Source organism: Bacillus sp. FSL M7-1020 (genome assembly GCF_038050415.1).
In the GTDB taxonomy this organism is placed as follows: domain Bacteria; phylum Bacillota; class Bacilli; order Bacillales; family Bacillaceae_G; genus Bacillus_A; species Bacillus_A toyonensis.
The window spans coordinates 2,917,127-2,929,941 of sequence record NZ_JBBOTW010000001.1 but is presented as its reverse complement, the minus strand read 5'-3'; the positions used below and the strand labels follow the sequence as shown (position 1 = coordinate 2,929,941).

Here is a 12,815-nt window from a genome sequence, read left to right as displayed (position 1 = left end):
GGATTTATCCATAGATGGAGGAGAAAAGGTGAAGAAAATAGCAATTGTAACAGGGGCAACTCGTCTGAATGGAATTGGTGCAGCTGTATGCAAGGTGCTTGCTCAAAAAGGGATAGACATTTTTTTCACATACTGGTCTCAGTATGATAAAGCGATGCCATGGGGAATGAATGATCAAGACCCCTTTTTGTTGAAGAAGGAGATTGAAAGTTACGGTGTTCGATGTGAAATGGCAGAAATCAATTTATCACAGTCTTATTCACCAAATCGTTTGTTTTATATGGTATCAGAACGATTAGGTGATCCATCTATTTTAATTAATAATGCAGCGTATGCTACTCATACGAGAATTGAGGAATTAAATGTAGAACAGTTAGATAAACATTATACAGTGAATGTTCGGGCAACTATGTTATTAAGTTCATTATTTATAAAACATTATGCATACAAGAAGAGTGGAAGTATTATTAATCTTACTTCAGGGCAGTCATTAGATCCAATGCCAGATGAACTAGCATATGTGGCAACGAAAGGAGCAATTGAAGCATTTACAAAATCAGTAGCACCAGTTGCGATGGAGAAGGGGATTACCGTTAATGCCGTTGATCCAGGACCGACGAATACGGGGTGGATTACAGAGGAATTAGAACATTATTTAGTATGGAAATTCCCGCAAGGTAGAGTTGGAGAATCATTGGATGCTGCGCGCCTAATATCTTTTTTAGTAAGTGAAGAAGCGAAGTGGATTACTGGGCAAGTCATTCATTCGAATGGTGGTTTCTCATAAAACATTATGTTAACAATTGTTGAGAAACAAAAAAATTAAGATATTTATATTTTTTTGTATAAATAAAATGTCAAGAAAGAGAAAAATTTGATAGGAGAGTATATTGTCATATGAGGATAGTAATTCTTGATGTGACAATATACTCTTTTTCTTTTACAGCAGAGAGGAAAAATGAAGTAGAAGAAACTCGAATATTCAAATCGGTTTATCAGTTTTTGTACGTATTATTATGAAGATTACTGTCGGAAAGATGATGATTCGTATGAAAAGGGATTTTTTAAGGGGAAATAGAATCGTAAAGGGGAGGATAAATTAAGTAAACATAGGGGGATTTATATGAAAATGAAAAAGGTCGCTATCGCATCGATAACAATTGGTACAATGCTTACTATGGCAGCTTGTAGTCCATCAGCAGATAAAGAGGCAGAAAAGAAAGAGCAAGTAACAGCACAAAATGAAGGAGAAACAAAAACGACAAGTACAGATGAAGCGTCAAAAACAACGAAAGATACTGAAAAAGAAACAAATACTTCTTCAAATGAAAAAACAGATAAGGATGCAAAAAATACAAAAGAATCATCTGGAACAGAAAATAACGGCAAAACGACAAAAGAAAAAGAAACGACAGGAAAAACGAATGAGCAAACTACAAGTGGCAAAGCAACCGATCAAACTACTAGCGGGAAAACGACAGACCAAACGACAAGTGGAAAGACTACTAAAGATTCGAAGAAAAATGTTGCTGTGAAAACGAGCGTAAAAGAAGTCGTTACATTAATTGAAAGCTTAGACAAGCAATTAGCTGCTAACCCTAAATTAGAAACAGTAAATAAACTTGGAAAACAAATTAATGAGAAGTGGGATGTCATTGAAAAAGAGTTAGAAGCATCACATCCGACGGATTCTAAAACAATCGGTCAAAGTATGTATCCGTTAATTGTAGGAGCGGAAAAAGAAAAGATCGATATTACGAAAATGAAGTCGTTAACGTCGAAAACGAAAAAAGATTTAAATCAGTTATTGACGAAGTTATCGTAGTATGAAAAAGCCTACTTGTGTGAGTAGGCTTTTTACGTTGTTGTAATTGTATAAAGTGGGAACATATTTATTTTTTATTTTCAATTACGATACGAAATGAACCGTATGCTTGTTGACTGACATAATGATCTTCACTAACTTTATAAGGAAATGGGAATGCGACTAGTTGAAAATTACTTTCCTGTTCCACTGTAGGTAGTGTGAAAGTAAAAGTTTGTCTCGTTTCTGGTGCCACTGTAGTATAAGCGACGTTTTTATTATGGAATAATTCAACTTGTTCCCAATCTTTAAAGGCCACGATTGCATAAGGTATTTCATCTTTTGTTTCATTTCCGTTAGATAGAGTTAATGTTTCACCTTCCTTTTCAGAAAATACCGTTTGTAATTTCTCTTCATTGCTCGTAACAAATAATGGCTCATAAAGACCATCTTTTAAAATAGTATTTGGCTGTATAGGGGTAGACTTTAATGTTTCACTTTCTTTATGAGGATGATGTATTGAATATCGCATACTTAAAATCTCTTCTAGTATAGACGCTTTATGTAAGTCATTATCTTTTAACTTATATTCAGGTTTTTTAATAATTAAAAAGGCTAATTCGCTTGCGTTAGGAGAAGTGTGTAAAGAGATTTTCGTAGTAATCGAACTATTTGGTTTCATATCGAAAGAGTAGTGTGATAGTTCATTTACAGTATTTTCTATTTTGAAAGGTTTTTGTACGTAATCTTCTAGAACAATTAATCCATACTTTCGGTCTTCGTCAATATTATGTATAAAGGATAACGATACGTTAATTGTATTATTCTCACTAGTAATTTCACTACCGTTGTTAATATGTTGGCCTTGATTATCCTTCAAGCCGTATGAAATAGTATTGGTTTGTTTCTCTCTCTTATTTTCTTTGGAAGGTGTATAAGGTTGTATAATTGAAGTATGGAACAAAACATACATTGTAAAGAAAGAAATAAGTAAAAAACCGATAATGATATATATATTTTTCATAAATAACACCTCAATATATTTAAAATATAAGAGAAAAAAGATATGCAAGATGCATATCTTTTTTCTCTTTCTTACCAGGAAGCTTTTGTTTCGTGATTCACATCATTATAACCATTTAATTTATAGGTATGATTACCAATAGCGTAATCATCTCCATAATAAACGCTTGTGTTGGTCGCTGTAGCACTTACATAAGATGATTTTTTTGCATTATTACTTTTCGTATTCACTAATGAGCCATCGCCATTGAAAGTCCTTGCTTTTGCATAAATATAGTCTTCGGTCGTAGTTGATTTCGATTTAGCAACTGCATATGGGTTACCAAAAAAGGGAGTATAGACGCTAATGTTAGAATCATTCTTAGGTGCAGCTGCAACAGTCAAACTAGAAACATTGGATGTTTTTGCTGATTGAATTGTATCAAAGTCAACTAAAACAGGCTGCTTGTCTGCAGCACCCACCTCTGAGGCACTTGCGTTATTAGTAAAACCAAAACCTAAAACCGCTAACCCTAAAGTTGTCACCGCTAAAGATTTTTTCATATTCACTAATTTTCCCACCTTTTTTAATTTTTGAGTTCGAACTCAACTCATACAATATACGAAAAATTCGAAACTCTCAACAACCTATCCGATACTTAACTTTTCTTTTACTTTTGATTTAACCTATCTTCATTTTAATAATTTGAATATAGCTTTAACTGCTTAGCGAACATGGAAATAGGGTTACCAATATGAAATTCATGTAAATGTAGATTTACACTTATAGAAGAGCACATGAATGAAAAGTAGGGTGGTAATGAAAGAGAGTTAGAAGAATGTAATACAAAACAATGTAATACAAAACAATGTAATACAAAACAATCGGATTATGTATTCATTAATTGTAGCGGCGGAAAAAGAAAAGATAGTAAAGGAGAGCATTAACGGTAAAAACGAAACACGGTATAAATCAATCATATACGAAGCAATTCTACGTTTGTATGTAGGATTACTTCGTTTGTAAAGTTTAAAGCTGTTATTGTATTCCCTATGTTATTTTTTAATTTTTGTGGGAAACCTATCTGAAAAGGATGGTGGCAAGAATGACAATTGATCGAGTGTGTACAATAGGACCAGCAAGTAATAATAAAGAAACGTTAGTGCAGTTAATAAAGAATGGTATGAAAATTGTTCGGCTAAATTTATCACATGGCACGCATGAAAGTCATAAAGACATCATTCGTTTAGTGAAATCTTTAGATGACTCTATTAAAATTTTAGGTGATGTGCAAGGTCCTAAAATAAGATTAGGTGAAATGAAGGAAGATCAAATTTCACTTAAGGCCGGGGATTCTTTTCTTTTACATACGCAACCAGTCATAGGGAGTAATACAGAAGCAAGTGTGGATTATGTAGGTATTGCGAATGATGTGAAAGTAGACAGTAGAATTTTGATTAATGATGGAGAGGTTGAATTAATTGTTGAAAAGGTAAGTAAGGAAAAAATAGAAACAAAGATCAAAACAGGTGGTAATATCTCATCTCATAAAGGGGTGAATTTACCAGGTGCGACAGTTAGTTTACCGGCTATTACAGAGAAAGATAAAAAAGACATTCAATTTCTTTTAGAAGAGGATGTTAATTTTATCGCGTGTTCTTTCGTACGAAAACCTAGTCATATAAAGGAAATACGAAATTTTATACAAGAGCATAAAGAAACGTCCCCAAGTTTAATTGCAAAAATAGAAACGATGGAAGCAATCGAGAATTTTCAAGATATATGTAAAGAAGCAGATGGAATTATGATTGCAAGGGGGGATTTAGGAGTGGAATTGCCGTATCAAATTATTCCGCTTTTACAAAAAATGATGATTCGTGAATGTAATCGAACGAATACATATGTTATTACAGCAACACAAATGCTTCAATCTATGGTAGATCATTCTATTCCTACAAGGGCAGAGGTCACCGATGTTTTTCAAGCTGTACTAGACGGGACGAATGCAGTGATGCTTTCTGCTGAAAGTGCATCAGGAGAGCATCCAATCGAAAGTGTGAGAACACTACGTCTCGTTTCGGAATTTGCGGAGCATGTAAAAAAAGATGGTCCTTTTGCGATGAAAGATGTACTGGAATGGCTGCATAAGTCTCTTTAATACATGTAGCTTGGTAAGTGATGAATAAAAAAAGAGGGCGGATATGCATCCCCCTCGAGTTTTTTAACGAATATTACTCTTGCTCTTCTTGCTCATCCAAAATCTTATCAAAAGCAGCCGATACTTTGTCAAACTCTTCGTCATTTTCGATGTATGAAAACTCATTATCTTCTTCTACTTTTAAAAAGAAGATATCAATGTCTTCCTCAGTTTCTGTTTGAATGTCTTCTACGAAGGCAACTGCAATATATTCTGCACCTTCGACATCCATCGCTCCAAGTACTTCTACTTCCTGATCCTCATTATTCTCATCACTAAGAGTAAACACTTCGCCAACTTCAATATCAGACATATTCATTCTCCTCCTGTTCGACTCTAAAAATAGAGCACTCAAACTGTATACATACTAACATATCTTTCCATGAAAAAACAAATTCATACGTAAGAAAACAACTGATTCTTCTTTAGTATGAGTATACAGCTATAAGGAGCATTATTTTTTGCGTGCTATGTTACTAAATCCATTCAACAATTATATCCGTAGTCTGTCTTGTTTTATCACGCTTTGGCTCTTCTTTACGGTAACCAAAGGCAACCATAACAGATACTTCAAAATTATCGTCTTTTACAATGCCTTCTTGACGAAGTAAAGAATCTACTTTCTCTTTATCAAATCCTTCTATTGGACAAGAGTCAATACCAATTTGAGCTGCACTCGTCATCATATTACCTAAAGCGATATAAGATTGTTTTGATGCCCAATCAAATACAGCACGGTCGGATTGTAATAAGTTAAAATCTGATTCCTGGAACTTTTTGAAGAATTCATATCTAATTTTTTGAGTGTCTTCAGGCAATCCAATAATATCGTTCATCATATATTTAATATAATCTGCATCATAATGCATATCTTTAATGTTTCTTGAAAGAACAATAACAAAGTGACTAGCTGTTGCAAGTTGCCCACCAGCACCCCATGAATATGGTTGTAGTTTTTCTCTTACTTCTTTATTTTGTACGATAACAAATTTCCAAGGTTCATATCCAAAAGAAGAAGGAGATAATCTGCCTGTTTCTAAAATGAAATTAAAATCCTCTTCTGAAATTTTTTGCATAGGATCGAACGCTTTACATGCATGTCTGAAATGAAAAGCCTCCATAATTTTTTCTTTTGTCATTTGGTTTGTATTTGTCATAAAAGTTCCTCTTTTCATTAATTTATTTTGTAAGTAAATTATATTTTTAAAGTAACATGGAAACAAGTACGCACATTTATGTGGTATAGTATCAAAAAAGATACTAATGTTAAGGGAAGGGATTTATTATGGATTGTTCAAAAGAAAATAATATAAATTACCCATTTTTAAATAAATATTCTTGTCCAGTGGAAGCGATGGTTGAGGTCATTGGAGGGAAATGGAAAGGGGTTATTTTGTATCATTTATTAGATGGTACAAAGAGGTTTAATGAATTAAAAAGATTAAAACCTAATATCACACAAAGAATGTTAACACTGCAGCTTAGAGAACTTGAAGCAGATGGCATCATACATCGCGAAGTGTACCGCGAAGTACCTCCAAAAGTAGAATATTCGTTAACTGAGCTCGGTGAATCACTTCGTCCAATGATTCTATTAATGATGGAATGGGCAACTCATAATATGGAGAAAGTTTTGGAAAGTAGAAATACACAAAATAAAAGTTAAGAGTTGAAATGGATATAGGAGAGATATGTGAAATAGTTGTAGAAATAAAAGGTGTTTCCATATGTGGAAACACCTTTTATCCCGCATTAACGGGCAGTAAGACCCCCACCTCAAAATTCAGTGGAAGCAAAGAAGTTAGGTGGGGATCGGGCTGCCCGTAAAAGCTCGATTGGTGAAGGCTAATAATCAGTGGGGGATCAACAAACCCCCCACTGATTAAAGTTTCACTTTATTTCTATGTTTTTTACTTTTTAACTTCAACTGCTGAAGTTAAAAAGTCACTCAAGTTTGCAGTTTTACCATACCAATCAGCGTGTCTAAAAACAACACCTTTTCCATATCCTTCAGTTGAAGTACGTTCCCATAGCGTTGTTGAATAGCTAGCAGTAGGAGCAGCTGTACGTACAGAAACAATTTGATTTTGCCAACTAGGAGACAAGTTTTTATAACCGCTACTTAGAGAAAAATACTCGCTACCTGTACGTTTATAGAAGTCTGTACTACCAGGTCCGCTCCCTCCAACACCAAGGGGAGTGATTGTATGATTCAACCTTTGTTTATCTTTTTCAATAAAAGACTCTAAACTTTCTTTGTTCGAAAATCCATAAGATAACCAGTCACCATTTTGACTTTGTTTCGGTAGAACTAAAGTTATTTTTACGTCTTCCTTTGATGGAGCACCCAATTTGTGAAACGAATCTACAGCCTTTTCATCCACAGTTACATATTCGAAAGAGGCAATCGTATAATCCTTTTCGGTACTAGCTAATACTGATCCCAATCCTACAGTTAATGATGAAGCAGCTAACATTGCACCTACTACCAACTTTTTAAGCATGAATTCATCTCCTTTAAACTTAGATTTTTTTGTGTAACTAAAATGTATGTTAATTTGAGTTTATTGTAAATATTTAGAATTTCAAAAAATAAATCGGGATATTCTTTCATTAATCCAAAGTAAGAAATTCGCTTTTCTATTAAAAAAGGATCTATTTAAAAAGTAAATCCTTTTTGGATATTAGCAATAAGGCTAAAGTGTGCTACTGATTTTGCTCTTTGCCAATTCACCTCAAAACTTTACTGAAGCAAAGGAGTTAGCGGGAGGCGTGCTACTTGTGAAAAAGACTTTGGTGTGTGCTAATATAGACAACACCATCCGTAATAAAAATTTCGATTTATCCTACTATGAATTACAAACTTCATTTTTAGTAGTGGAAGTAGCGTCTAATAAAAGGAAGATTGCTGCTATAATATGTAGAACGATTGCTATATAAGGAAAGAAGGCAACTAGAGTAACGATAATACCGATATAATGAGGGTACGTATTCATGCCTTCTTTTTTAGCTAATAAAAAAGTAGTGATATGTAAAACAATCAATAGTAGTAAAGGTATCCCATATAGGTTAACAAGACTTGGAAATAAATAATAACAAGGAAGTAATAAAAGATGATAGATCCCTGTAGTCCATTTTAGTGCTTGGATGTAGGTTTTCAAAGTTAATCCTCCTAAAACAATCTATATCTATATATTACCAAAAATAATAGGTAATTGGATATTATATATTTGTAGTTTTGAGTAGATTATAATTATTTTATGTAAACTAATTATAGGTTATCTATAAAATAGAAAAACCACCCAAACGAGGGTGGTTTTTATTATAAATAATTACTTAAAGAAGCAAGAGGAACCTTCACCTCACTACCTTCTTTCATATTTCTTAGCATAACGGTTTCTGCACTAAGTTCCTCTTCACCAATAATAAGTACATAAGGGATGTTCTCTTTATTGGCATAATTAAGGGCGCGTTTTAGTTTGCGTCCTGCTAGTTCAAGTTCAATTTTCAATGAAGTAGTGGATCGTAATTGCTGGGCAATTTGCAAGCATTGTAATTCTGTCCCGAGTGGGATAATAAATAAGTCCGCTGTAGAGGATTTTGTTTCTTTTTGTGAGAGTGCTGTATAAATAACGTCTAAACCGAATGAAATACCGACTGTTGGATAGTTCATATTATCACCACGGAATGCTCCGATAATATTATCGTAACGACCACCACTACCGATGCTGGATGTAATCGAGCCGTCTGTTAGAAAGATTTCATATACGGTACCTGTGTACATTGTGAGTCCTCGTGCTAGAAACGGATTGAATATAGCATTCTCGTTTATTCCAAGAGCAATTAAATATTGCTGTAATTGTTGTAATTCGTTTATTCCATCGGTAACGAGTTGATTATTGAAAGCTTCTTTAAAGTCAGCAATTGTAAGCTTTAGACAAGATAATACGGTATTACATATCGTATCAGCCATTTCTTCAGTAATTCCGCGCCCCAATATATCTTTCCGTACACCATCAATCCCAATCTTTTCAATTTTGTCTAATGATAATATTACGTCACTCATTAATTCAGTAGGGATGTTAATCGCCTGAAGAATACCGTTTAATAATTTTCGGTTATTATATTGGATTGTTACTTCTAAGTTTAACGTTCGGAACAGTTCAAACGCCATGATCATAAGTTCAGCTTCTGCCATGACAGACTCAACACCGACTATATCAACGTCGCATTGTATAAACTCACGAAATCTCCCTTGTTTAATCGGACCATCTCGAAATACTTTCCCAATTTCATAACGTTTAAAAGGTAGGCGAATATTTGGATTCATCGCCACGACTTTTGCGAATGGAATTGTTAAATCGTAACGTAAAGCAAGCTCACGTTTTCCTTGATCTTGAAGTGTATATATTTCCTTTAAAATTTCATCACCACCGCCATACTTGTAAGACATAAGTTCATACATATTTAACGTAGGTGTCTCTAACGGTTTACAGCCATAACGTTCAAACGTATCTTCACACGCTCTTTTAATTTTATTTCGCAGCACTTGCTCCTCTGGTAAATAGTCCTTTGTTCCTTTTACATTTTTCATTTCCACTGTAATCACTCCTTTTTTAAATTAAAAAAAGCTATGCGGGTATAAAAATACCCACATAGCTTTATGAACGCTTCGTGGGTAAACAGGAAAAGCCCTGTACCCACGAAGAAAAATTTTCTTCGGATACACGGCGTTACGTATGATGATGAAGTTGGAAAGAAGTATTAAAATTTCGCATTACAAATCTCTCCTTAACATAAGTTTTTCCAAATTATATCAGATGATTTTTGAAATATCAATATTTTCAGTTTTGAAAAATGCGTGAAGTTATGTAGGAGAAATGGAAAAGGGTGTATAATAAAAGAAAACTTAATAATATGAAATAACCTTTTAAGGAGAAGCACATGAAAAAAGATAAAACAAATGCGATGCGAATATTAGATAAAGAAAAAATTGAATATTCGATGATGTCATATGATCCAGACGATGGGAAAATTGATGGCGTGTCAGTAGCCGAGAAAATTGGACGAGAAGTAAGAGAAGTATATAAAACGTTAGTCGCTCAAGGGAATAGTAAAAATTATCATGTGTTTATTATTCCAGTAGATGAGGAACTGAATTTAAAGGCTGCCGCAAAAGCAGTAAGTGAAAAGAAGATTGAAATGATACCTGTTAAAGATATTACGAAAGTGTCAGGGTATATTCGCGGCGGTTGTTCACCAGTCGGAATGAAGAAGTTATTTTCTACATGTATCGATGAAAGTGCTCAATCGCTTGAAACAATCATTGTAAGCGGCGGAAAAATTGGTATACAAATTGAACTTAAAGTGGATGACTTAGCGAAAGTGACGAGAGCGCAGTTTGGTGAGATAACGAAGTAAATATACATAGGGAAAGAAGTTCTAACTATTATGGAACTTCTTTTTATTTTAGATAGATGTTTCCTAACGGTTGTTGTAGGATGATCTAATTAAGTATACGAAATCTGTTTTTCGTGGTATAAAACTTAAAAAAACAGATTTTTTCATTGTGAAACCCATCGAAAAACGAACATTTATTAAATGATTATAAAAAATGTTCATATTTATATTGCGTGCATACTAATAGTTTGTTATATTATCCATATAATAATTTTGAATAACATCACTCGTATATACTCGGTAATATGGTCCGAGCGTTTCTACCTAGTTCCCAATGAAAGAACTGGACTACGGGTTAAAGTATTCGGTCGGTTTGTGTATGGAGCCGCTACCGTTCTATAATGTAGCATTGACCTCGTCTTTTGCTTCATTAACTTTGACTACCGTAGTTCTAGAAAGTAGAGATTCTTCTACAATTTCTAGAACTTTTTTCTTTGGGCGAAAACATCGAGTATATGAAACAACAAGAGAAAGAGGAGAGATTATTTATGAAGAACAATATGTTAAAAAAATGTGTTGCCCTAGTAACTACTATTGCATTGTCATCCTTAATACTTGCGGGATGTAATGCGAGTCCAAAACAAGTTGTTGAGGCAAAAAGCAACGAAAAGCCTATCTTAATTCAAGGTCCAATGCCGATAGAAGCAGAAAAATTTGCGAAAAGGTTAAAAAATGTGAAAGAAGAAAAGTCTGGAACATTTGTATTTTATAAAGGAACTGTCGACAATTATCCTGTAATCGTTGCGAAAACAGGTAAAGGAATGGAAAATACAGCAGCTGCTACAGCAGTGGCTATTGAAAAATATAAGCCTATAGCGATTATTAACCAAGGAACATCGGGTGGCCATGATCCTAATTTAAACGTATTTGATATTGTGTTAGGAAAACAAGTTGCAAATATAGGTTCATTAAAAACAACAAATATGGATGAGAATCAAGGGATTGAGCCAACAAAATGGATATCTATGGATTTAATGGCTTCTGAAGGAAGTGCAGGAGAAGATCCAAATGCTGAGAAAATCCGATACTACGAGGGAGATAAGGATTTACTTGCAGCAGCTAATGCAGTGAAAGATACATATACAAAAGGTAAAGTGGTTGAGGGTACGATAGGTTCAGCAGACGTTTGGAATAATGAAGTTGATAGAATTAAGTGGTTCCATACAAAATACGGTACATCTGTAGAAGAAATGGAAGGCGCTGCTGCAGCGCAAATCGCAAAAGCTTATGACGTACCATTTTTAGGAATTAGAGTATTATCTAACAATAAAACAAACGGCGGAAAATACAATCCAAATACAGCAGCGGCAAATCAAGAATATGTATATGAAGTAGTTAAAAAGTATATAGCTTCGATGCCAAATAAATAGAAGTAGTTGTATGCTCAACATAAATGTCAATTAGCTCCAAAAGTTTCCGAGACAGATAGATTTACCTTAGGAATGATAGTTGAAAAAGAAAAGCTTGTTTCTTATTGAAAAATATAAGAAATGAGCTTTTTTATTTAGAGAAAATTGAATAATTAGTTTATAGCGTTAATGTGTAATATTGAATATATTAATAATATAATGGAGGTGAATGTAAAATGGCTTTTACTACAGGTCCTATTGAAAACTTGGGAAATCAACCTGCTAATGCAAATAGAGTTAGGGTGAAAATCCTTAACCGTACTGCTGGCCCGCTTACTGGAGTAGCTAGAGTTTTTAGACTTGACGGTTCAATAGTATTAATTGAACAGGTGAATTTCAATGTGAATTCTAATGCTTCTACTATTGAAACTCTAAGTTTAGTTCATCCTGCTTTTGGACAAGCATTAGAATATGAAGTTCAAATTGTTCCGAATCAACCTGGTGGACTATATAGTGTTTATGGAATAACAGCTGAAAGTGTTATCATTACTGCACAACGTGTTGTCAATGCAGAATTAACACAGTTTCTTTAATAGAAATAGATTGGTGCCTACATGGTATCCAATCTATTTTTGTACTTATTTTTCAGAGAAAGAAGAGTTTTACACAAAAAATAAAGACAGTTATGGAAAAAGGAAGAGCCGAGCTATCATCTCGATTTGTACGATTGCTGTCCTAGACTCTATCTGTTTTATTGCACGGTTTTCTTTGAAAAATTTATTAAATATGCATAATTGCATAAAAAAATAGAAATTTATAAGTTAACATTAAACTACTTTTTAATTGTAAAGAATAGTTTAATAATCTTTACTAGGGAAGGATATTCCTTGTGAAAAGTGAATTTGTTTGAAAAGTAGATAAACCAAAAGTATGGAAATGATACAGACTGATTAGGGTTTTGTATTAAATAAAAAGAGAAGGGGAATGGAGTTTTAAACGTTT

At 33.7% G+C, this 12,815-nt stretch carries 14 protein-coding genes and 1 riboswitch; of the genes, 7 read left to right on the top strand and 7 right to left on the bottom strand.

Annotation, left to right across the window (positions count from 1 at the left end; all coding sequences use genetic code 11):
* The first annotated feature begins 28 nt into the window (after positions 1–28).
* Together MHB70_RS14875 and MHB70_RS14870 are read left to right on the top strand one after the other, a co-directional pair.
* Positions 29–787 carry an SDR family oxidoreductase gene (locus MHB70_RS14875; protein ID WP_000716977.1) on the top strand — a complete coding sequence of 253 codons (759 nt, stop codon included), beginning with the start codon at positions 29–31 and terminating at the stop codon, positions 785–787.
* Positions 788–1,123: 336 nt separating this feature from the next.
* On the top strand, positions 1,124–1,825 hold the full coding sequence (locus MHB70_RS14870) for a hypothetical protein (protein ID WP_061529485.1): 702 nt from the start codon (positions 1,124–1,126) through the stop codon (positions 1,823–1,825).
* A gap of 67 nt (positions 1,826–1,892) precedes the next feature.
* On the opposite strand, the gene MHB70_RS14865 is transcribed toward MHB70_RS14870, so the two are convergent.
* Positions 1,893–2,828, bottom strand: coding sequence for a hypothetical protein (locus MHB70_RS14865; protein WP_061529484.1), 936 nt, complete (start codon positions 2,826–2,828; stop codon positions 1,893–1,895).
* A gap of 71 nt (positions 2,829–2,899) precedes the next feature.
* The gene (locus MHB70_RS14860) at positions 2,900–3,376 is read right to left on the bottom strand and encodes a hypothetical protein (protein WP_001056341.1); all 477 of its coding nucleotides are present in this window, start codon (positions 3,374–3,376) and stop codon (positions 2,900–2,902) included.
* 536 nt (positions 3,377–3,912) lie between these two features.
* Between MHB70_RS14860 and MHB70_RS14855 the strand changes: the two genes are divergently transcribed.
* Complete coding sequence (locus MHB70_RS14855; RefSeq protein ID WP_061529483.1) at positions 3,913–4,965, top strand: pyruvate kinase; 1,053 nt, start codon at positions 3,913–3,915, stop codon at positions 4,963–4,965.
* A gap of 73 nt (positions 4,966–5,038) precedes the next feature.
* Here MHB70_RS14855 and MHB70_RS14850 read toward each other — a convergent pair whose 3' ends face one another.
* Together MHB70_RS14850 and MHB70_RS14845 are read right to left on the bottom strand one after the other, a co-directional pair.
* A complete protein-coding gene (locus tag MHB70_RS14850) occupies positions 5,039–5,323 on the bottom strand; it encodes a DUF1292 domain-containing protein (RefSeq protein WP_002039126.1) in 285 nt (94 codons plus the stop codon).
* 157 nt (positions 5,324–5,480) lie between these two features.
* Positions 5,481–6,161: an NAD(P)H-dependent oxidoreductase gene (locus MHB70_RS14845; protein WP_061529482.1), complete on the bottom strand. Its 681-nt coding sequence runs from the start codon at positions 6,159–6,161 to the stop codon at positions 5,481–5,483.
* Between the two features lie 128 nt (positions 6,162–6,289).
* On the opposite strand from MHB70_RS14845, the gene MHB70_RS14840 reads away from it, so the two are divergent.
* Positions 6,290–6,670: a winged helix-turn-helix transcriptional regulator gene (locus MHB70_RS14840; protein WP_061529481.1), complete on the top strand. Its 381-nt coding sequence runs from the start codon at positions 6,290–6,292 to the stop codon at positions 6,668–6,670.
* A gap of 244 nt (positions 6,671–6,914) precedes the next feature.
* On the opposite strand, the gene MHB70_RS14835 is transcribed toward MHB70_RS14840, so the two are convergent.
* The 3 genes from MHB70_RS14835 to MHB70_RS14825 all read right to left on the bottom strand — a co-directional run bounded on the left by MHB70_RS14835 (position 6,915) and on the right by MHB70_RS14825 (position 9,604).
* A complete protein-coding gene (locus MHB70_RS14835; protein ID WP_061529480.1) occupies positions 6,915–7,508 on the bottom strand; it encodes a hypothetical protein in 594 nt (197 codons plus the stop codon).
* Between the two features lie 345 nt (positions 7,509–7,853).
* Positions 7,854–8,165: a hypothetical protein gene (locus MHB70_RS14830; RefSeq protein WP_061529479.1), complete on the bottom strand. Its 312-nt coding sequence runs from the start codon at positions 8,163–8,165 to the stop codon at positions 7,854–7,856.
* 161 nt (positions 8,166–8,326) lie between these two features.
* Positions 8,327–9,604, bottom strand: a complete 1,278-nt coding sequence (locus tag MHB70_RS14825) for a histidine--tRNA ligase (protein ID WP_061529478.1) — start codon at positions 9,602–9,604, stop codon at positions 8,327–8,329.
* Between the two features lie 344 nt (positions 9,605–9,948).
* On the opposite strand from MHB70_RS14825, the gene ybaK reads away from it, so the two are divergent.
* The 3 genes from ybaK to MHB70_RS14810 all read left to right on the top strand — a co-directional run bounded on the left by ybaK (position 9,949) and on the right by MHB70_RS14810 (position 12,406).
* Entirely contained in the window at positions 9,949–10,425 is a 477-nt protein-coding gene (ybaK, locus tag MHB70_RS14820) for a Cys-tRNA(Pro) deacylase (RefSeq protein ID WP_061529477.1), read from the top strand.
* Between the two features lie 246 nt (positions 10,426–10,671).
* Positions 10,672–10,775: riboswitch (purine riboswitch) on the top strand.
* Positions 10,776–10,952: 177 nt separating this feature from the next.
* The gene (locus MHB70_RS14815; RefSeq protein ID WP_053445847.1) at positions 10,953–11,834 is read left to right on the top strand and encodes a 5'-methylthioadenosine/S-adenosylhomocysteine nucleosidase; all 882 of its coding nucleotides are present in this window, start codon (positions 10,953–10,955) and stop codon (positions 11,832–11,834) included.
* A 215-nt stretch (positions 11,835–12,049) separates the two neighbouring features.
* Positions 12,050–12,406 carry a hypothetical protein gene (locus MHB70_RS14810; protein WP_000896124.1) on the top strand — a complete coding sequence of 119 codons (357 nt, stop codon included), beginning with the start codon at positions 12,050–12,052 and terminating at the stop codon, positions 12,404–12,406.
* The last annotated feature ends 409 nt before the right edge of the window (positions 12,407–12,815 follow it).

What these genes read in the sequence shown, in the direction of transcription:
- ybaK (WP_061529477.1), top strand. Translation starts at nt 9,949, where the DNA reads ATGAAAAAAGATAAAACAAATGCGATGCGAATATTAGATAAAGAAAAA.
- MHB70_RS14855 (WP_061529483.1), top strand. Translation starts at nt 3,913, where the DNA reads ATGACAATTGATCGAGTGTGTACAATAGGACCAGCAAGTAATAATAAA.
- MHB70_RS14870 (WP_061529485.1), top strand. Translation starts at nt 1,124, where the DNA reads ATGAAAATGAAAAAGGTCGCTATCGCATCGATAACAATTGGTACAATG.
- MHB70_RS14865 (WP_061529484.1), bottom strand. Translation starts at nt 2,828, where the DNA reads ATGAAAAATATATATATCATTATCGGTTTTTTACTTATTTCTTTCTTT.
- MHB70_RS14845 (WP_061529482.1), bottom strand. Translation starts at nt 6,161, where the DNA reads ATGACAAATACAAACCAAATGACAAAAGAAAAAATTATGGAGGCTTTT.
- MHB70_RS14840 (WP_061529481.1), top strand. Translation starts at nt 6,290, where the DNA reads ATGGATTGTTCAAAAGAAAATAATATAAATTACCCATTTTTAAATAAA.
- MHB70_RS14815 (WP_053445847.1), top strand. Translation starts at nt 10,953, where the DNA reads ATGAAGAACAATATGTTAAAAAAATGTGTTGCCCTAGTAACTACTATT.
- MHB70_RS14850 (WP_002039126.1), bottom strand. Translation starts at nt 5,323, where the DNA reads ATGAATATGTCTGATATTGAAGTTGGCGAAGTGTTTACTCTTAGTGAT.
- MHB70_RS14835 (WP_061529480.1), bottom strand. Translation starts at nt 7,508, where the DNA reads ATGCTTAAAAAGTTGGTAGTAGGTGCAATGTTAGCTGCTTCATCATTA.
- MHB70_RS14810 (WP_000896124.1), top strand. Translation starts at nt 12,050, where the DNA reads ATGGCTTTTACTACAGGTCCTATTGAAAACTTGGGAAATCAACCTGCT.